General features: G+C 34.5%; 19 protein-coding genes. 7 read left to right on the top strand and 12 right to left on the bottom strand.

Annotation, left to right across the window (positions count from 1 at the left end; genetic code table 11):
• Positions 1–580: 580 nt before the first annotated feature.
• Entirely contained in the window at positions 581–1,030 is a 450-nt protein-coding gene (locus tag P2086_RS06400; protein ID WP_317899615.1) for an ORF6N domain-containing protein, read from the top strand.
• 14 nt (positions 1,031–1,044) lie between these two features.
• On the opposite strand, the gene P2086_RS06395 is transcribed toward P2086_RS06400, so the two are convergent.
• From P2086_RS06395 to ychF, 7 genes are all read right to left on the bottom strand, one after another.
• Positions 1,045–2,457 carry an LPP20 family lipoprotein gene (locus tag P2086_RS06395; protein ID WP_317899614.1) on the bottom strand — a complete coding sequence of 471 codons (1,413 nt, stop codon included), beginning with the start codon at positions 2,455–2,457 and terminating at the stop codon, positions 1,045–1,047.
• Positions 2,458–2,459: 2 nt separating this feature from the next.
• On the bottom strand, positions 2,460–3,671 hold the full coding sequence (locus P2086_RS06390; protein WP_317899613.1) for a hypothetical protein: 1,212 nt from the start codon (positions 3,669–3,671) through the stop codon (positions 2,460–2,462).
• Between the two features lie 260 nt (positions 3,672–3,931).
• Positions 3,932–4,510 carry a hypothetical protein gene (locus tag P2086_RS06385; protein WP_317899612.1) on the bottom strand — a complete coding sequence of 193 codons (579 nt, stop codon included), beginning with the start codon at positions 4,508–4,510 and terminating at the stop codon, positions 3,932–3,934.
• A gap of 139 nt (positions 4,511–4,649) precedes the next feature.
• The gene (locus tag P2086_RS06380) at positions 4,650–6,509 is read right to left on the bottom strand and encodes a DNA topoisomerase IV subunit B (protein ID WP_317899611.1); all 1,860 of its coding nucleotides are present in this window, start codon (positions 6,507–6,509) and stop codon (positions 4,650–4,652) included.
• A 57-nt stretch (positions 6,510–6,566) separates the two neighbouring features.
• Positions 6,567–6,971, bottom strand: coding sequence for a four helix bundle protein (locus P2086_RS06375; RefSeq protein ID WP_317899610.1), 405 nt, complete (start codon positions 6,969–6,971; stop codon positions 6,567–6,569).
• A 112-nt stretch (positions 6,972–7,083) separates the two neighbouring features.
• Positions 7,084–7,866: a TIGR00266 family protein gene (locus P2086_RS06370; protein WP_317899609.1), complete on the bottom strand. Its 783-nt coding sequence runs from the start codon at positions 7,864–7,866 to the stop codon at positions 7,084–7,086.
• Between the two features lie 137 nt (positions 7,867–8,003).
• A complete protein-coding gene (gene ychF / locus P2086_RS06365; RefSeq protein ID WP_317899608.1) occupies positions 8,004–9,104 on the bottom strand; it encodes a redox-regulated ATPase YchF in 1,101 nt (366 codons plus the stop codon).
• A gap of 173 nt (positions 9,105–9,277) precedes the next feature.
• On the opposite strand from ychF, the gene P2086_RS06360 reads away from it, so the two are divergent.
• Both P2086_RS06360 and P2086_RS06355 read left to right on the top strand, forming a co-directional pair.
• Positions 9,278–10,126: a transketolase gene (locus P2086_RS06360; protein WP_317899607.1), complete on the top strand. Its 849-nt coding sequence runs from the start codon at positions 9,278–9,280 to the stop codon at positions 10,124–10,126.
• A 153-nt stretch (positions 10,127–10,279) separates the two neighbouring features.
• Entirely contained in the window at positions 10,280–11,677 is a 1,398-nt protein-coding gene (locus tag P2086_RS06355) for a vWA domain-containing protein (RefSeq protein WP_317899606.1), read from the top strand.
• A gap of 202 nt (positions 11,678–11,879) precedes the next feature.
• Here P2086_RS06355 and P2086_RS06350 read toward each other — a convergent pair whose 3' ends face one another.
• From P2086_RS06350 to P2086_RS06335, 5 genes are all read right to left on the bottom strand, one after another.
• Positions 11,880–13,118, bottom strand: a complete 1,239-nt coding sequence (locus tag P2086_RS06350; RefSeq protein ID WP_317899605.1) for a T9SS type A sorting domain-containing protein — start codon at positions 13,116–13,118, stop codon at positions 11,880–11,882.
• A 19-nt stretch (positions 13,119–13,137) separates the two neighbouring features.
• Complete coding sequence (locus P2086_RS19130; RefSeq protein ID WP_502547935.1) at positions 13,138–13,326, bottom strand: T9SS type A sorting domain-containing protein; 189 nt, start codon at positions 13,324–13,326, stop codon at positions 13,138–13,140.
• A gap of 94 nt (positions 13,327–13,420) precedes the next feature.
• Positions 13,421–14,710 (bottom strand): T9SS type A sorting domain-containing protein, encoded by a 1,290-nt coding sequence (locus P2086_RS06345; RefSeq protein WP_317899604.1) that lies wholly within the window; start codon positions 14,708–14,710, stop codon positions 13,421–13,423.
• Complete coding sequence (locus tag P2086_RS06340) at positions 14,673–15,218, bottom strand: T9SS type A sorting domain-containing protein (protein WP_317899603.1); 546 nt, start codon at positions 15,216–15,218, stop codon at positions 14,673–14,675. The genes P2086_RS06345 and P2086_RS06340 overlap by 38 nt, the downstream gene beginning before the upstream one ends.
• A 339-nt stretch (positions 15,219–15,557) precedes the next feature.
• Positions 15,558–16,571 (bottom strand): T9SS type A sorting domain-containing protein, encoded by a 1,014-nt coding sequence (locus tag P2086_RS06335; RefSeq protein ID WP_317899602.1) that lies wholly within the window; start codon positions 16,569–16,571, stop codon positions 15,558–15,560.
• A 112-nt stretch (positions 16,572–16,683) separates the two neighbouring features.
• Between P2086_RS06335 and P2086_RS06330 the strand changes: the two genes are divergently transcribed.
• From P2086_RS06330 to P2086_RS06315, 4 genes are all read left to right on the top strand, one after another.
• Positions 16,684–17,760 carry a BamA/TamA family outer membrane protein gene (locus tag P2086_RS06330; RefSeq protein ID WP_317899601.1) on the top strand — a complete coding sequence of 359 codons (1,077 nt, stop codon included), beginning with the start codon at positions 16,684–16,686 and terminating at the stop codon, positions 17,758–17,760.
• Positions 17,761–17,776: 16 nt separating this feature from the next.
• Complete coding sequence (locus P2086_RS06325; protein ID WP_317899600.1) at positions 17,777–18,430, top strand: hypothetical protein; 654 nt, start codon at positions 17,777–17,779, stop codon at positions 18,428–18,430.
• A gap of 75 nt (positions 18,431–18,505) precedes the next feature.
• Positions 18,506–19,243 (top strand): hypothetical protein, encoded by a 738-nt coding sequence (locus tag P2086_RS06320; protein ID WP_317899599.1) that lies wholly within the window; start codon positions 18,506–18,508, stop codon positions 19,241–19,243.
• Between the two features lie 7 nt (positions 19,244–19,250).
• Entirely contained in the window at positions 19,251–19,793 is a 543-nt protein-coding gene (locus tag P2086_RS06315) for a YceI family protein (protein ID WP_317899598.1), read from the top strand.
• Position 19,794 lies beyond the last annotated feature (1 nt).

Raw genomic sequence — 19,794 nt, 5'->3', positions numbered from 1 at the left:
CATGATTTTGTAAAGGAAATAAATTACACCGCAAATTAACTGCGGGTTATTAGACAAATAGATGCCATCAATTACACGAAAAGCACTAATTTTTGTTTTGTGTAAATTAGCGTAATTAGTGGCTAAAAGATTAACGCAAGAGGTACATATTGATTTCGGGGGCAGAGAGGTTAATAAAATCTAGATCAATAAACCAAAATCTTTCTTTTCAAAAAAAAGAGCGACTCTGCTAACTTAGCATTGATTTTAGGATTGGAATAGGCGTTTAAGCCTGCATTATAAAGGCTGTTGGGATACTCCAAAGAACTACTATTCTAAAAAATAAAATCTTTAATTCCCCAGCAACTGTAATCCTCCCAATTAGGCTTGTGCCTTACAAAAGTTTAGTCCCACAATTTATGCCATTCGAACTCTGAAATAACGTTACTCTATCAAACCCGAAGAAGATACAATGCTACATTTTGTGGCAATGGGATAAACTATTTTGCTCTAATTTTAGTAGTATGAAATCCCAAAAAGAAATAAGTGTTCCTGATGAATTGGTTATGAACAAGATTTATTATATCAGAGGGCAAAAGTAATGCTTGATAACAATCTAGCAGAATTATATCAAGTTGATACAAGAAAATTGAACCAACAAGTGAAGCGAAATTCCAAAAGATTCCCTAAAGATTTTATGTTTCAATTAACAGCCATAGAATTTTCAAACTTGAAGTCACAAATTGTGACTTCAAGTTGGGGAGGTAAAAGAAAACTTCCCATAGTGTTCACAGAACAAGGCGTGGCAATGCTTTCCGGAATGTTAAATAGCGATAGAGCAATAGCTGTAAACATACAAATTATGCGAATTTTTACAAGAATCAGGCAGACACTAACTGACAATACAGAACTCCGCCTGGCTATTGAAGAAATCCGTCATAAAACAGAAAATAATACAAAAAATATAGAAGTTGTGTTCCAATATCTTGATGAGTTAATTGATAAAAAAGAAAATGCCGCGACAAGAGAATTAATTGGTTATAAATCTTAAAAGAAGCGTTCTAACTAATAAACCAAAATTTTCCTTTTCAAAAAGAAAAGCGACTCTGCTAACTTAGCATTGATTTTAGGATTGGAATAGGCGTTTAGACCTGCATTATCAAGGCTATTAGCGTAACCATAAACATCGTTTACCTGAGTTTTAAAAAGAACCTCATTGGTTATCCTATTTTTTAATTGTAAATCAATAATTAATGCGGCTAGTTTAATGTTATAATTTGCACTAAGAATAGCACTACTAATATCTTCTTTTGTTTCAGCAATGGATTCTATGATGTAATCAGCTTCTTCTGGTATATCCACCAAACGTATTTCTTGTCCGTTAAATTTCTGCTTAATATATGTTTCAACGGAATGTAAACCTGTTTGTTTTCCAAAGTTATTTTCAATTGAATTAACATGAATTGTAATATTGGTTACGTTGGCAGATACTTTAAGTGCAGGCGTTTGAATGAATTGTTTAAGCAATTTAATCCCAGCGTTGCTTACAGAGTCACTAGCCATTAAGGTATTAATATCAGGGCTTAAAGAAAAAGCCACGTTTTGATTTAAGGGTTCAACCGAATTCACTTTAATTTGCACTTCACCATTACCATTTGTGGAAGTTCTTTCATTCACCATTATTTCCCCTTCATCGCTTGCAACCATCAAAGGAAAATTCTGTAAAGGAGTTTTTGATTTCAATTCCAAATTATACAGTAATGGACTATATGTTGCTTGATAAGGTTTTAAAACCGGGGATTTTATCTGCGGTACAACATTAATAGATTGCAACTGTGTTTGGATAAGATTGGTTAAATCAAAAACATTTTTAATGCCATTTGTTTGTTGGGGATCAAAATTAATTTCTTCGCTCAAATAAGGAGTTAAAACTCCAAACGACTGAATACGTTTTTTTAACGAGGAAGAAAAGTCTTTATTTTTTTCATCGTAAAAACTGGCAGCAATTAAATTAGATGCTTTATCAATTACAAGTTGTTTTTTTCTCGCTTTAAGATCGGCATACTCTTTTTTATCCAATTGGTAATACACCCAATATTGTTTATCATTTTCATAAGAATCTACAAGCGAATATCCTTCAATGTTATCGCTGTTAGACAGTTTTATCAATGAGTTAAAATTTTCGTTAAACTTATTATTGTTTTGAACGGTGTATAAAACGGAATTACTCGAAATATCTACTTTGATTTCTGAAGCCAAATCATAGAGTGCGTTTTTCTTGGCTTCTATTTGATAATTCTCACCTTTACTTTTTTCAGAAAAACCAACTCCGATATATTTAAATCCATTATTTGGGCGGCTACTTACCCAATTAGGCGCCTTCACTTGCTCAGCCACCGGATCAGGAAGTACAACTTGTTTCGCTTTACACGAAGCGAGAAAAATAACTGCAATAACTATGTAAAAAATATTTCTCACGTCTATTTCATTGTGTTGGCCGTATTCAAAAATAAATTAATGTTTTGATTATAGACATCATTTTTTAATTCTTCGGCTGATTTTAAGGTCGTTCGTGCGCTAAAAAGATTTCTCCATGTCCGCGGGCTATATTGCAAAGTGCCCACTGTTTGTTGTGGATTGTATGGATACAGCTTATTTATATTGCCAGTAAATTTTTTTGTAAATTCCTGGTACTCTATGTCGTCGGCACTTTTCATGTTCTGGGTTTTTGAAGAAACGATTTGATTTGTGTAAGCATTAATAAGTTTGTATTTAAAGTCGTAAGAAAAAGAGCGCTGCGCTTTTACCAAATAATAGTAAAATGCATTGTATTCAGTTACCACGGTACTGTCATTAATTCTCCTTTGAATTTCTTCAAAACCCTTTGAGTTTGTTTTCTTAAGGCCTGAATTGTACTCATACTTATTTAAAACATCGAATACATAAAAATAATCAGCGGCAGTTGCTTTACGAATAGCTTGTATCAGATCTACGTTTGTATTATTGTTCAAATCGACAGTGCTTGGTGCATTTTGAAAAGGTGTGTTATTAATTATTTTTATTGTGCTTAATTTTTGCACTGCAGTTTCACTAAAATTATCAAATAAATAGCGTTGGATTTCATTTTCTGTTTTATCGTTTGAGTTTTTAGGTTCAAACAAAATAAACGATTTGGTTTGCTGCGCGCTTGCCAATTCTAAGAGATCTCTAGAATCTTTGTAGTTTTCCGTTTTACGATCAATGCTCGATAAAATTCCCAACGCTCCCGAATAATTTTTACTTTCTAAATTATTTATGGCACTTTGATAAAGCGGCTCACAATAAGCAACTATTTCTAATTGTTTAACGTTTTTATAACTCGTATTGTATTTCTGAACCTTAGCAATATATGACATCGCTTCAGGATATTTTTTCTGATTTACCAGAAGGACTACTTGATTATAGTTTTTTAAACAATACGTTTCGACTGATTTCTGGTAATCCTCATCATAGGTTTTAGGATAATCTAATTCAATTCCAAGTTTTGCCGATTTCGTATTAAATTCTTTTAATTTTTCGAAGGATTCTAATGAAGCTTCTAATTGCTGCGTATTATAATTTCTAAAAAACTCAGAAGCCAAATTTGAAAGGTGCTTCTGCCCTACCTCTTTTAATTTCAATTTTGCTTTTATGTTCGATGGTTTACGCTGCAAGGACTCTAAATAATAACCCGCAGCCTCGTTTACGAGTCCCTGTTTTTCAAGTTTTTGAGCTGCTTTAAAGTATTTTCGCGAACCAGTGCAAGCAACTAAAACTAAAAAGCTTAAAATAAATATGTGAGATTTAAATTTAATACTTGTTGGATTCTAATTAATTTGAGTACCATCATAAAAAACTTTGCAGTTCAATATAATTTTAGAATGGGTTAAAAAAAAAAGAGCATCTAGATGCTAGATGCTCTTTTAAGAGAAAATTATCTGCCTTCCTCGGCTAATTTTTTCATTTCTGCATCAAACACTTGTTGAAACTTTTGTTTGTCGTAATCTAGTTTCAGTTTTGCATCACTTGAAATTTTAGAATCTATTTTGTCAAACACGGTTTTCTTGTCTGCTTCAATAGCAATCCAATAGCTAAATGAACCGTCTGGTTCTTTAAATATTTTTTCACCAATTTCTTTTACGTTTGACATTTCCATATTTACAACTTCGCGTGCTAGTTCTTCGAACTTATTTTCGAACTCCTGAGTATTACCAACTGTACGTTGATTGGTATATTGGTCGGTTACTCGTTTAACGGTTGCATTAATATTTGAAGCCATTTCAGCCCTAGCATTTTGAAAAGCAATTTTTTTCGCAGTTGCCAGATCTGGAGACTTACCAGTTTGTTTTGCTCTAAATGCGTTTTCATCACTGCGATACTCTTTACTGCTAAATGGCACGGTAATTTCAACTGCACCTGTTTCTTTTTGAACAGGGGTTGCTTTCTTTGATTTACAACCCGATAGAGTTAAAACTGCTAATGCAGGTATAAATAATAAATTTGTTGCTTTCATAGTATTATAAATTTAATTTGTTTACTTAATCCATCTATTGTGCCAAAGGTATTATTTTTTATCAAATTAACTTGCCTTAACAAAATAGCTAAACTCTTAATTACTAAATCGATTTTAATTGTTAAAGCGCATTAACAGATTAACTCACCAAATCTTTTTCAGTATCCTTTTCTACGCGTAAATTATCAATAATAAAGTCTTGCCTACTTGGTGTATTTTTACCCATGTAATAATTTAGTAATTCATTGATACTTGCCTTTTGATCAAGCAGAACAGGTTCCAAACGAATGTCTTTTCCAATAAAATGTTTAAACTCGTCTGGTGAAATTTCTCCGAGTCCCTTAAATCGTGTGATTTCAGGCTTCGGGCCAAGTTTAGCAATGGCAGCCTTTCTCTCTTCGTCACTATAACAATACGCCGTTTCTTTTTTGTTACGCACACGAAATAAAGGTGTTTGCAAAATTTTTACATGATTGCTTTTTACAAGATCAGGAAAAAACTGAAGAAAAAAAGTAAGCAACAATAAACGAATATGCATGCCATCCACATCGGCATCTGTAGCAATAACTACATTGTTGTAACGAAGGTCATCTAATCCATCTTCAATGTTTAAAGCAGATTGTAATAAATTAAATTCTTCGTTTTCATACACTACTTTTTTACCAAGACCAAAACAATTCAGCGGTTTACCTTTTAAACTAAATACGGCTTGTGTGTTTACATCACGGGTTTTAGTAATAGAACCACTGGCAGAATCACCCTCACAAATAAACAAAGTTGTTTCTAAACGGCGAACGTCTTTTATATCATCTAAGTGTGTTCTACAGTCACGTAATTTTTTATTGTGCAGTGAAGATTTTTTCGCGCGTTCACGTGCTAATTTTTGAATGCCCGATAATTCTTTACGTTCACGTTCATTCGCTAATATTTTAGCTTCAATCGCTTTAGCGATTTCAGGATTTTTGTGTAAATAATTATCTAATTGTTCTTTTATAAAATCTCCTATAAAGCCGCGAATACTTTGACCACCCGGTGCGATTTCACTCGATCCTAATTTTGTTTTGGTTTGCGATTCAAAAACGGGTTCCTGAACTTTTATTGCAATAGCCGCTACTATAGATTTGCGTACATCAGAATGTTCAAATTCTTTTTTATAAAATTCGCGAACCGTTTTTACAACTGCTTCCCTGAAAGCGGCAAGATGTGTTCCACCTTGTGTTGTATACTGACCGTTTACATAACTGTAATACTCTTCACTGAAATGCTCATTACTGTGAGTCATTGCCAACTCAATATCTTCACCTTTTAAATGAATGATTGGATATAAGGTTTCACCAGTAATATTTTTCTCTAATAAATCTTTTAAACCATTATCTGATTTATACGCTTGTCCGTTTAGTGTTAGCGTTAAACCAGTATTTAGAAATGCATAATTCCAAACCATTCTATCAATGTATTCATGAACAAAATGGTATTTCTTAAAAATGCTATCATCCGGACGAAACTCTACGTATGTTCCATTCTTCTCACCTGGCGCTGCTGTCAATTTATGTTCCTTAACTAATTCGCCTTTGCTGAACTCCGCGGTTTTGGCTTGACCATCGCGGTAAGCAGTTACTTTAAAATTTATTGAAAGTGCATTCACGGCTTTTGTTCCAACACCATTTAAACCGATCGATTTTTTAAATGCTTCACTATCGTATTTACCACCTGTGTTCATTTTAGATACAACCTCAACCACTTTTCCCAACGGAATACCACGACCAAAGTCACGAATAGAAACAACACCCTCTTTTACAACAATGTCAATTCTATTTCCTTCGCCCATCATAAATTCGTCAATGGAATTATCCATTACCTCTTTTAAGAGAACATAGATACCATCGTCGAACGCACTTCCATCACCTAACTTACCAATATACATACCAGGACGCGTGCGGATATGTTCCTTCCAGTCTAAGGAGCGTATATTATCTTCTGTATAATTCGATTTTGCCATATAAATTTCGTGTTACGAGTTATTTATTTCGAGTTGCTAAACCCGCTTGTAGTTATTTTATTTTTGCGTCGTTGTTGTAAATTTTTTACCCTTTATGTTAGAATTATTTAGGTAATTCATAAATTTTCCAATTTTATCTCCGATTAATTTACAATCGATTTGAAATTTATTAAACTGATCCTCGGTTATTAAATTTCTATCCAGAGCTCGATAAAGTTGAGATCTTATTTCTCCTGCCGAACCTTTTGATATTGCTAGAAATTGAATAAATTCCCGTGTTCCATCCCTTTCAAAACCTTCTGCAACATTATCCATTATTGAGCCTGAAGCGCGTTCCATTTGTTTATTTAGTTCGTAATTCCTGGTATCAATCAAGGACTGCAAAAAAGGATACATTTCCTTATTCAATTTTCTCGCCAACTGCCAAATTTCAATATCTTCAAATTTTGTAATTGTTGCCATATTTATTTTGAGTTTGTTATTTCAAGTTTAAAATTAATAATCTTTATAGAACAATTAAAGTCTACAATTTTTTCCCTTAACCAACTCGAAATAAATAACTCACAACCCGTAATTACAAACCGTCTCCATCTAAAATATTCCCTAATCCTCCGAGAATACTTCCTTCTTCTTTTCTTCTACCTGTGCCGTACGCTAAAATTCTTCCTGCAAGTCTGCTAATTGGAAGTGTCTGAATCCAAACTATACCCGGACCTTGAAGTGTGGCATAAAACATGCCTTCTCCACCAAACAACGTGTTTTTTACTCCACCAATAAATTGAATATCGTAATGTACATTGCTTGTAAAAGCAACAATACAACCTGTATCCACTTTTAATATTTCTCCAGCATGAAGATTTTTTTCAACAACGTGACCGCCACTGTGAACAAAAGCCATTCCATCCCCTTCCAATTTTTGCATGATAAAACCTTCACCACCAAATAAACCCGTTCCCAATTTTTTAGAAAATTCTATTCCAACAGAAACACCTTTGGCTGCACATAAGAAACTATCTTTCTGACAAATAATTTTTCCACCCAAACCTGATAAATCCATAGGAATGATTTTTCCTGCGTAAGGAGCAGCAAAAGAAACCTGACGTTTTTGATTTGAGTTATTTGTGTAAACAGTCATGAATAAATTCTCGCCAGTCAACAAACGTTTTCCGGCAGAAAATAATTTACTCATAAAACCAGATTCGTTTCCATCACCAAATAATGTTTGCATGGAAATGCCATCGGTCATCATCATAAAACTTCCAGGTTCTGCAATCACCGCTTCTTGCGGATCGAGTTCAATCTCGACACATTGCATTTCTTCACCTTCTAATTTGTAATCAATTTCGTGGTTATTCATAATTCTATTTTTTACTCTAAAATTAAAAGTTCTACCTTAATCGATAATCACCGTTTATGGAAAATGTAAGATGTAAAAGGGAAAATGTATGTCGGCTTATCCATTTTCCATCTGCCATCTTACATTTTCCATTTGATTTAGACATTAAATCGGAAATGCATCACATCCCCATCATTCACAACATACTCTTTCCCTTCGATACGCAACTTACCAACTTCGCGACAAGCGGCTTCAGAACCAAGTGTTACGAAATCGTTGTATGCAATTACTTCTGCTTTAATAAATCCTTTTTCAAAATCGGTATGAATAACACCTGCAGCTTGCGGCGCTTTCATTCCTTTTGTAATTGTCCATGCCCTTACTTCTTTTACTCCAGCTGTGAAGTAAGTATCTAACTTTAACAATTTGTAAGCAGACTTAATTAGTTTATTTACGCCTGGCTCATCCAATCCCATTTCACCAAGAAACATTTGTTTCTCTTCATAAGTTTCGAGAGCAGCAATTTCACTTTCCATTTGCGCGGTAATAATTAAGATTTCCGCGTCTTCATTCTTAATTGCTTCTTTCACTGCGTCCACATGTTTGTTACCTGTTTTTGCAGAAGCCTCGTCCACATTACACACATACATTACCGGCTTAATAGTGAGTAAGTGTAAATCGGCAATATAGGGCAATTCATTTTCTTCCAATGCCGCTGTTCTTGCAGAGTTACCACTTTCCAAGGCTGTTTTCACTTTTGTAAGCGCAGCAAATGTTCTTACCGCATCCTTGTCTGCACCAACCTTAGCAAGTTTCTCATACTTCTTCATCTTCCCATCAACACTTTCTAAATCTTTCAATTGCAATTCAGCGTCAATAATTTCTTTGTCGCTTACTGGATTTACTTTACCATCCACATGCACTACATTATCATCATCGAAACAGCGCAACACATGTAAAATCGCATTACATTCACGGATGTTTCCTAAAAATTTATTTCCTAAACCCTCACCTTTACTTGCTCCCTTTACTAGACCGGCTATATCTACAATCTCGACAGTTGTTGGAACTATATTTTGAGGTTTAACCAACTCTGACAGTTTATTTAAACGTTCATCCGGTACAGTTGTAGTACCAACATTTGGTTCAATAGTACAAAAAGGAAAATTTGCGGCCTGAGCCTGAGCATTACTTAAACAATTAAACAAAGTCGATTTTCCAACATTTGGTAGACCAACAATTCCACATTTCAAAGCCATAAATTACTATATATTACCTGTTTTTAATAAAAACGCAAATATACTAATCAAACAAGGCATTTAAATAGGATTTATTTGTAAAAAATCATAGTTTTTAACATCCTCTAATTATTATTAACATTCACCATCAGAAGCCGCCATCAAATGCTATTTTTGCCGCAAATACCAAAGCAATGAGCAATACAGAAGAACTAAAAAAAATGTGCGGACAGGTACGCAGGGATATCGTAAGAATGGTGCATGCCGTAAGCTCTGGCCATCCCGGCGGATCGCTTGGTTGTGTGGAGTATTTTGTAGCGCTATATGGCAGTGTAATGAAACACAATCCTTCCAAATTTACCATGGATGGTGCAAATGAAGATCTTTTCTTTTTAAGTAATGGACACATAAGTCCTGTTTTTTATAGTGTTTTAGCGCATTCCGGTTATTTTCCGGTTGAAGAATTGAAAACATTCCGTAAATTAAATTCGCGTTTGCAAGGTCACCCAACCACCCACGAAGGATTACCAGGAGTACGTGTTGCAAGCGGCTCTTTGGGTCAGGGAATGAGCGTTGCGATTGGTGCTGCTTTAGCCAAGAAATTAAATAAAGATAATTCCATTATATACAGCTTACATGGTGATGGTGAATTGCAGGAAGGCCAAATATGGGAAGCTGCGATGTATGCATCAGCGCATAAAGTGGATAATTACATTGCGACAGTAGATTATAACGGTCGCCAAATTGATGGTGACGTTGACAAAGTTTTACCACTTGGAAGTTTGAAAGCAAAATTTGAAGCTTTTGGTTGGATGGTACTTGAAAATAATGAAGGCAACGATTTACAAGCTGTTATTGATTCTTTGAACCACGGTAAAACCTTATTAGGAAAAGGAAAACCTATTATGATTTTGATGAAAACAGAAATGGGAATGGGTGTTGATTATATGATGGGAACTCACAAATGGCACGGTTCAGCACCAAATGATGAGCAACTTCAAAAAGCATTGGATCAGCTTCCTGTAACCTTAGGTGACTACTAAATAAGGAAAATGTAAGACTAAAGGGAAAATGTAAAATGTAAGAGGGAAGATTTAGGTTGCGTGAAATGTCTGTATCCTATTTGATTTAAAGAGTTATATTTAATAATATACAGTTACGCTTACTTTATTAATCTTAATTTTATCTATCTCTTGATGTTTTCAAACTATTTAAAAAAAGAAAAATCGAAACTCAAAATTATACTTCTATTCTCCATTTTCCATTTTACCTCTTCCATTTTACATTCACAAGTAACTAATCGCATTCTTTTTATTTTTGATGATTCCTACAGCATGTATGCTCCGTGGAATAGCAACATTAAAATTGAAGTCGCGAAAAAAGTATTGGCCGATTTTTTAGATAGTCTGAAAAACGAACCGAATCTTGAACTCGCGCTTCGCTGTTACGGGCACACTACTTTTTTTAAACCCGAGCGTAATTGCAAAGACAGTAAACTTGAAGTTGCCTTTGCTCCGGCAAAAACCAATTCACCCAAAATCAAACAACGTATTCAACGTCTTGAACCTCTTGGCACAACGCCCATCGCCTACTCTTTGGGTGAATGTGTGAACGATTTTACACCTTGTAGTAATTGCAGAAACATTGTTATTTTAATTACAGATGGCATTGAAGAATGTGGTGGCAATCCTTGTCAGGTAAGTATTGATCTGCAAAAAAAGGGAATTTTTATTCGCCCGTTTGTAATCGGTGTTGGTTTGGATGTGAAGTTTGCCGACGTATTTGGCTGCATGGGAAAGTTTTACGATGTAAGTAACGAAGCCAATTTTAAAGATGTTTTAAAGCTCGTCATTACTGAAGCGCTTTCGCAAACAACTGTAGAAGTTGATCTTTTAGACATTCTCAAAAAACCAACTGAAACAGATGTGGACATGACTTTTTATGAAGCCGGCACCAATTCTGTAAAATACAATTATCTGCATACAATTAACAACAGAGGCAATCCGGATACTTTAGTGCTTGATCCGGATATCTTATACGATATAACGGTTCATACCATACCGCCTCAGGAAAAGAAAAACATTACGATTGTAAAAGGTAAACACAACGTTATACCCATTGATGCGCCACAAGGTTTTTTAAGGTTAGAACTCGACGGCGCGATAAATAAATATTTTCCTACTACCATTGTTCGCAAAGGAGCCGAAATGAAAACCCTGAATGTGCAGGACTTTGGTAAAACCGAAAAATACATTGTTGGTAAATACGATCTCGAAGTGCTTACTCTTCCCAGGATTTATATTAAAGATGTGGAGATCAAACAAAGTAGCACCAACTCCATCAAAATTCCAACCAGCGGCAGCGTGCTTTTTAATAAAATTCAGACCGGTTTTGGTAGTATTTATGTTGACGATGGTAAAACCGTTAACTGGGTATGTAACTTTAATCCCGCACTCACAAACGAAATCATCTACCTGCAACCAGGGAAATATAAAGCTGTTTACAGATTAGAATTCGCAAAAGAAACCCTCAAAACCGTCGAGAAAAATTTTGAGGTTAAATCCGGCACACCAGCAACGATTAACTTGTATTAACTTTTCGAAGCTCTCCTTCGAATTTTGCCACGAATTACACGAATTAACACGAATAAAATTGTTGTCCGTTACTTCGAGTAGATTTTTGCTTGGAGTACTTTCCAGCGAGCAAAAATTGTATCGAGAAGAAATATGCTGCTCACCACGTCTCGATACGGCTACTGCAAACTCTTACCATGCCTACTCGACGCGACTTTGTAGTCTAACGTGAAATCACAAACCGCTTACTAACGGTACCTAGATTGTTGCTTTTAAGATTTAAAAAATAAACCCCATTTTCAAGATCATTAGTGTTAAGAATAAGTGTTTTGTTTTCAAACACAACTTCTTCTTCTCTCATCAATTGCCCAAGGTTATTGTAAATAGAAATTGAATTAAACTCCTTGAGTAAATTTATGTTCGAGATTTTTAATTCAATAAAATCTTGTGCGGGATTTGGAAATACTTCCAGTGCGCCTTCGACTACGCTCAGTTGGACCAAACCCACCGGGTTCATCGCAATTCTCACAGTATCCCATTTTACATGACCACAAATTTCTTGTCTTACCACATAAGTGCAACTAATGACTGGTTTTACCCAAAAGCCTGCAATGGTATCAATAGCTGGTGTTGTGGGTGTAATAACTGTTGGAAGTTTATACCACATACAAGACTCATCAATGCCCACATCTGATTCCCTCCCCAGGTAAACGCTATCTCCAGGTATTACCGCCACATCATTACCGGCAAAGGCTGGAAGATCAACATCAATGCAGCTAACATCATCCACAAAATATTCTGCCCATACACTAGTACCAAAAGTAGTATCTACTAAACTATAAGTCGTTGCAGAGTTACTTTCAAAATTACCAAGTGCAAGGTATTTTTCAGTACCTGTTTCAACAAAAGTACCTGTAATAAGTACCCAGTTTAAAGTATCTGTAACTATATTGGAGGTTGGATTTTTTACTTGTGGATTTAGATAACTTAAAGGTTGGTTGCAGTATTTGATTGTATCCAAAGAATTATCGGAAAATAAAAAATCTAAATTGCTTATTGCATGTGGGCTGTTGTTTTGACGAGATACGTACATTTTTACGCAATACGTTTTACCGAAAGAAAGCATTGCTTTAAGTCTATTTTTTGGATAGTATCTTGAATTAGTATATGTACAAGGAAGGGTACAAAATGTGGTCATTCTAAAGTATGTATCTCCAGATCGTGGATATTGAAAGCCGCCTGCACCTAGTGGGGCATTTGAGTAACAATTAATTGCATATAAAAATCCCCCAAATTTTGAAGTATCCGGCCCCACTGAATTCCAACCCACAGCCTTATTGAGTTCTGGTGGGTAATTGCAATTATATTTCTTTTCGAAACCACCATTGGTGACATAGTTCGCTATTTGACTTAAGCCAATTAATGGAAAAACAATCACAACAAAGACAAAAGTCTTTAACATCCTTTTACGCAAGAAAAAACTATTTAGAAATAACCAACTTTTTAGTAATTTGTACATGCCGCTCGTTTACTAAAGTTACAAAATAAACACCATTCAGCAAGTTTAATTTTAATTTGGCTTGGTAAGTTTGAATGTTAACTTTTTGAAATGAAATATTTCTGTTGCTCACATCTTTTATAACGATGATAATCTCTTCCGTTTCAGAGATCCCCCGTTAGGCGTAGCGTCCCGCTACGTCTTTTTATACAAGGCCTCTGGCCTTATGAAGAAGAATACGTGAAGTTGATGATAAGAGAATTGTTTTATCTTGCTATAACAAATCGTTTACTAACGGTACCCAGTTTGTTGCTTTTAAGATTTAAGAAATAAACCCCATTTTCAAGATCATTAGTGTTAAGAATAAGTGTTTTGTTTTCAAACACAACTTCTTCTTCTCTCATCAATTGCCCAAGGTTATTGTAAATAGAAATTGAATTAAACTCCTTGAGTAAATTTATGTTCGAGATTTTTAATTCAATAAAATCTTGTGCGGGATTTGGAAATACTTCCAGTGCGCCTTCGACTACGCTCAGTTGGACCAAACCCACAGGATTCATCGCAATTATAACCGTATCCCATTTTACATGACCGCAAATTTCTTGTCTTACAACATAAGTACAACTTGTTACAGGTTTTATCCAAAATCCAGCAATGGTAGCAATAGCTGGTGTTGTGGGTGTAATAACTGTTGGAAGTTTATACCACATACAAGCTTCATCAATACCAACATCTGACTCTCTACCCAAATAAACACTATCTCCTGGAATCACCGCCCCATCATTACCTCCAAATGCTTGGAGGTCTATGTCTATACAACTGACGTCGTCTACAAAATAAACAGCCCAAACACTTGTTCCAAAAGAAGTATCTACCAAGCTACTGGTTGTGCCGTTATCTGTTTCAAAATTACCAAGCACTAAATATTTTTCATTACCGGTGGCAACAAAGGTTCCAGTAATAAGCACCCAGTTTAAAGTGTCTGAGATAATATTTGTACTTGGGTTTTTTACCTGCGGGTTAAGGTATGTCAAAGGTGTATAGCAGTAATTTATAGTATCAAGAGAATTGTCTCCAAAAAAGAAATCTAAATCACTTATACCATATGGGCTAGCATCTTGGCGTGACACATACATTTTAGTGCAATATGTTGCGCCCGCTTTAAGTTTGTCTTTAAGTCTATTTTTAGGATATATTCTTGCGCTCAAAGGACAGTTTTGACACAATACTTGCATCCTGTAATACGTGTCTCCCGACCTAGGATATTGAAAACCAGCTCCGTTATTTGGAGCGTTCGAATAACAATTTATCGCGCATAAAAAGCTACCAAAATTTGTGGTATCGACACCGAGACAATTCCAACCAATTGCCTTATTTAAATTATTCGGATAGTTACAATTTATTTTTTTTTCAAAACCGCCATTAGTTACAAAATTTGCTATTTGACTCAGACCCAAAAATGAATCTAAAAAAATCAAGCACAGTAATATTCTTCTCTTTGATATGGAAGAAAAAACATTATTTAGCAATAATAAGTTTTTTTGTAATCTCTTCATGATCCTTATTAATTAAAGTTACAAAATAAACACCATTCAGCAAGTTTAATTTTAATTTGGCTTGGTAAGTTTGAATGTTAACTTTTTGAAATGAAATAGTTCTGTTGCTCACATCTTTTATAACGATGATAATCTCTTCCGTTTCAGAGATCCCTAAAATATTCAACTCCTCCGTTGCAGGATTTGGAAAAAGCTTATACTTTTCAGAAATAATAATACTTGGATTTATGTTTTTATCCGACGATTCGAAATAAGCCTTTCTGCCTTCGTAAGTATTCTCACAACCTTCATCATTATATAATTCTATGCTTCCGTTAACTAGGTTGTATAGCGCACGCGCATTATAAATAACTGGACCATCTGTAAACGGACACTTATGTGCAAGAGCTAAAAGACTAGCTGATTCTTCATTAGTCAATTCTCCATTAGTCCTGTATATAGCATAAATCTGATAAAAGTTCCAGTAATTATATTCGATTGCTGTATTAGGTGTGATCTCCGCTATCAAACTTTCTACCTCGCTATATTAGCAGAAAAAAATACACTAAAACTAAAATTGATTTTTTCATGGGGTTTAAATTTTGTCTAATCAAATCTATCTAGAAAAATTTGTTATTCCTTGTTAAAAAACAGAGAAATGGTGGCGGATTCCCGACATAACATGTCGGAAAACCGACATGAGAAATTAAGAAATAAATACTCAATACTGGGATTCTTTCACAAAATATTTCTCCTTTTGCGAAGGATTCGTAAATCAAGATTGTCTAATCATATAGATAGACGCACACAAACATTTTTCAGATTGTTATGGAGAAGTAATTTTAGAAATTCCAGAGGGATAAAAAAGCTATTGAACGAATAATTTTCCGGTTTTTAAATTACCATTAGTCGATTCTATCTTGTACAAATAAATTCCTGAAGACAATTTGTTAGCGTTAACTTTTTCGAAACTTGATTCTATATTTTCAGATAAAATTTTTCTTCCCATTAAATTGTATAAGTCGAAGTTTAAATGTGTTTCTTTCAAATTTTGTTGGATAAAAATGGATGTGTTTTGATTTGAATAAAATACAGATACTGAAGAACTGTTTTCTGACTGATCTTCAATTCCTGCTGGCACACCGCTTGATGGTGGAATGGTAGTCTCTGATTGAATTACTTCTTTTGTTGTTTCATTTTGTAGAATTGCTAATGTATTTATTCTTGCAAGATTCCATGCACTATTTGAAGGGGAACTCATAGTGTAGACAGCCGAATCTCCAACTATCGCCGGAAGTGTAACACTCATGCCAGATGTTCCGGTATAGGATTTACGAAACACACCATAGTGTTTTGATTCTCCATTAGAGCCTGTATAAAACACAGTGTCTTCCGTTAAACAAACAAATAATTTCAAAGCACCAAGATTATGTAACGCTTCCGTTTTTACAACAATTCTCGAATGTATAGAATCATTTGCAAATTTAGTTTGTGTAATTCGAATACTAGCAGGAGTATTTTGAGAAAGGTAAGGTGTGAAGATGGAGGCTGATCCGTAATCAGCTGTTGATGCAATCACCACACCCTGAATCACTAAACGAGGCGTACCCCCATAAACACCATAATAATTGGTCCGTGCATCATTTTCTGAAACATTATGCTGACTTAGCACGCAAGCCGGATATGGCGAGCTGGGATGGATTGCGAGATGAATAACACCATTTTGGTTATTCAAATTGCTGTAAAAGCCTGGATTTCGGGAAGCACAGATACTACATTTTGTATTTGTAAAATGTTCAACAATGACTTTTTTTGGAACTTGTGCCCCAACAAGATCAATAAAGACAGTGAATGCGAATAAGTATAAGATTGATTTTTTCATGGAAAGAGTATAATGAGTGAAGTTAAAACTTTTAAAAGGATCGAATTGTCGTTTATACGACGATTATTCGTTTTAATTGGGATTAAATTTGTTTTGCACAATACAAAATAGGATGCCGATTAATTTGAAAAGAATAGGTGTTTTCTTTATTCTAGTTGCGAGTCAATCTGCGCTTTACTCTGCCGTTGATGACTCCACCAAGTTTAAACCCGGGGCATTACCGACTGCTTTTTATACTCCAGAAACACGTTTGGGAGTTGGAGCATTGGCATTTACTTTTTTTAAAACTAAGCCACAAAATAAAAAATCAAACACGCAAAGTTACCTTTCGTATACTTGGAATAAACAATTCTTTTTTGAAAACGATTATCAGCTTTGGATGAAAGCGAATGATCTTTATTTTACCGGGACATTTGGTATTTCTCGATTTCCAGAGTTTTTTTATGGAATTGGAAATCGCACACACGAAAAAGACAGGTTCATGATTTCATTTGACCTAATAAAGATTCAAACAAAAAACTTGAAACGAATAAGTGAAAATTTCTATGGGGGTATTTATTATCAATACGAAAAACTATACAATCAGGATATAACTCTAAAAAATAAGATGATGAGTGAAATTATCCCAGGAGGCATGGGATATATTTCAAGCGGATTAGGCCCTATACTTATTTTTGACAAACGAAACAATCCGTTAAATCCCTCCAAGGGTGCTTACATTGAAACTTCCTATTTATATTTTGACAAGTATTTTGGAAGTGAAAATAAATTTTCCTCATTTGTTTTTGATGCGAGAAAATACGAACCCCTTTTTCACAGACTTGTTTGGAACGCAAACGTCTATTTAGCTTTGGCCGAAGGGGCGGTTCCTTATAGAATGCTAGCTACTTTAGGCGGACCTCGCTTCTTAAGAGGATATTATAATGGCCGATTTCGAGATAAAAATATGATGCTGTTGCAACAAGAATTTCGAATGCCTATTTATAAACGTTTAGGATTAGCAGCTTTTGGTGGAATTGGTTCTGTGTCTCATATTGCGAATGAACTTTTTAGCAATCAAATTCACTACGATTACGGCATAGGACTGAGAATAGAAATAAACAAAAAAGAACACGCAAACCTGCGTATTGACTATGGAATTACAAGAGATTCGCACGGACTCTACATTGTTTTTGCAGAAGCATTTTAGGCTTTTTATTTGTCTAGTGTTCCTTAACATATACAAAATCGAATGTAATGGACAAGTAATTAAAAAGCAGTTCTTTAAGGATTCATTACAGTCTATTATCGACTCTGCCGTTTATCCTCACAAGAAAATTCCCGAAGAATTTAGTTCCGCAATTAAGGTGGCTTTAAATTATTATCCTGAATTAAAGAGTTCGAAAATAATTTTTCGCGTTAAGAAACAGTCAGCACCTTTGGCTGCTAGACCTTCTGTATTCAGCGTTTTTAGAAGAGCTGCAAAACGAAAATATATTGTTATAATTTGTAATCGGATCGATTCGAAACTTTCACCAATTCTCTTAAAAAATTTAAGTACGAACTCACAAATAGGTGTCATAGGACATGAGTTAAGTCATATAAGTGATTATAACTCTCGGCTTGGTATTTATTTTATTAAATTAGTGTGTATGCACTTTAGCAAAAAAGCAATTGATAAATTTGAGTATGCTACTGATAAACGCTGTATTGCGCATGGCTTAGGTTACCAGCTTTTATCCTGGAGTGAGGAGGTTCGGCTTAAATTAAATTTACTACAATGGAGAGGTGCAAAACAATTAACAAAAGGCGGAAGAGAAAGGTACATGAATCCGGAGACTATTGTTAAAACAATGAAACTTTTTCCCATTTATAATTAAATAATGAACTTATGTCGTTAAACTGACAATTATTACTATCAAGTCTATTTAACTTTGTTCAAAATATAAATTAGTATGCAACGCGTTTTTCTCTTTAGTATTTTATGTTTTCTTTCTCTTTCAGTTCTTTCTCAAAATGAGGAATCTGAAAAGAAAGGCTATAAGTTTAATAATAATTTCGATTTAGCCTTGTCTGCTTCTTCAAATCAGTTTTTGGGCGCTTTGTCTTGGACCCACTTTCATGCGATTACAAAAAAGAAGAGGTTTAAAATTGGTTATGGTATTCGTTTCAATGTACAAAGTGGAAAAAATTTATATTATGAAACAGCCCCAGCAATGCTAACTTCGAAGCGAACCGATCCCGGAGTTTTATTTTCAGAAATATTTCATGAAAACATTGATACATTTTATGTAGCAAAGTCACAGAACAATTCTTTAAACATTAGCATCAACTTACAATACACCATAAAAGAAAAATTAGATATTGGGTTTAACATCGATGCTGTTGGTTTTACATTTGGCGGAAAAACATCAGGTACTTATATCGCCCATCAATCGTCTGATAACGGCTCAGTACAAACGTCTAAGCCAACTTCTTTTAACGCGCTGTTAATAAGCGACAACGATATTGGTATGTTAAATTCAGAGTTATACGCACGTTATTGGATTAAAGAAAAATGGGCAATTAAAGCCGGCGTTTCATTTGTATTTACAGAATATACAACAGATAATAAATTGAGACTAGAAAATGATCGCTGGAGAAATAAAGCCTTATTGGGCATGATTGGAATTACGTATTCACCTTTTAGATAAACTTGAAATGAAATTTAAATCAGCATACCTAATTATCTTTTCCATTTTGTGTTTTGCAGGAAAATCGCAAAACTCAGAATGGCTAGCAACTTCTTCTGTTATTTCATTCAAAATAAAAAACGCAGGCTTTAATACAAATGGAAAATTTACGGGCTTAAAGAGCAAAATAATATTTGACGCCACAACCACGTCTGGTAATTTAATTGAAGCAAGCCTAGACGCTTCCACTATTGATACAGACAATTCAACACGAGACGGGCACTTAAAAAAGGAAGAATATTTTGATGTTCAGAAATTTCCTTTAATTAAATTGAGTTCGCAAAAATTTTTAAAACAAAACGAAGGGAGTTTTAACGGGTATTTTAAGTTAAATCTTAAAAACGTTGTTAAGGATATCATGATACCATTCACTTTTTCAGAAAAAGAAGGTAAAGGCGTTTTTAAAGGTAGCTTTACACTAAACAGATTAGATTATGGAGTTGGTGGTTCGAGTATAATTATGTCTGATAATGTAACCATTAGTCTAACTGTTTATGTCATAAAAAAATAAT

It is taken from the genome of Aurantibacillus circumpalustris (assembly GCF_029625215.1).
Lineage (GTDB): Bacteria > Bacteroidota > Bacteroidia > B-17B0 > Aurantibacillaceae > Aurantibacillus > Aurantibacillus circumpalustris.
Note: the sequence above shows the minus strand (reverse complement) of the source record. Positions and strands in the feature narration are given on the sequence as shown.

Bases quoted from the DNA above. Each gene is read 5' to 3' on its own strand.
- P2086_RS06400 (WP_317899615.1), top strand. From the start codon at position 581: ATGCTTGATAACAATCTAGCAGAATTATATCAAGTTGATACAAGAAAA.
- P2086_RS06385 (WP_317899612.1), bottom strand. From the start codon at position 4,510: ATGAAAGCAACAAATTTATTATTTATACCTGCATTAGCAGTTTTAACT.
- P2086_RS06380 (WP_317899611.1), bottom strand. From the start codon at position 6,509: ATGGCAAAATCGAATTATACAGAAGATAATATACGCTCCTTAGACTGG.
- P2086_RS06375 (WP_317899610.1), bottom strand. From the start codon at position 6,971: ATGGCAACAATTACAAAATTTGAAGATATTGAAATTTGGCAGTTGGCG.
- P2086_RS06370 (WP_317899609.1), bottom strand. From the start codon at position 7,866: ATGAATAACCACGAAATTGATTACAAATTAGAAGGTGAAGAAATGCAA.
- ychF (WP_317899608.1), bottom strand. From the start codon at position 9,104: ATGGCTTTGAAATGTGGAATTGTTGGTCTACCAAATGTTGGAAAATCG.
- P2086_RS06360 (WP_317899607.1), top strand. From the start codon at position 9,278: ATGAGCAATACAGAAGAACTAAAAAAAATGTGCGGACAGGTACGCAGG.
- P2086_RS06355 (WP_317899606.1), top strand. From the start codon at position 10,280: ATGTTTTCAAACTATTTAAAAAAAGAAAAATCGAAACTCAAAATTATA.
- P2086_RS06350 (WP_317899605.1), bottom strand. From the start codon at position 13,118: ATGTTAAAGACTTTTGTCTTTGTTGTGATTGTTTTTCCATTAATTGGC.
- P2086_RS06345 (WP_317899604.1), bottom strand. From the start codon at position 14,710: ATGAAGAGATTACAAAAAAACTTATTATTGCTAAATAATGTTTTTTCT.
- P2086_RS06335 (WP_317899602.1), bottom strand. From the start codon at position 16,571: ATGAAAAAATCAATCTTATACTTATTCGCATTCACTGTCTTTATTGAT.
- P2086_RS06330 (WP_317899601.1), top strand. From the start codon at position 16,684: ATGCCGATTAATTTGAAAAGAATAGGTGTTTTCTTTATTCTAGTTGCG.
- P2086_RS06320 (WP_317899599.1), top strand. From the start codon at position 18,506: ATGCAACGCGTTTTTCTCTTTAGTATTTTATGTTTTCTTTCTCTTTCA.
- P2086_RS06315 (WP_317899598.1), top strand. From the start codon at position 19,251: ATGAAATTTAAATCAGCATACCTAATTATCTTTTCCATTTTGTGTTTT.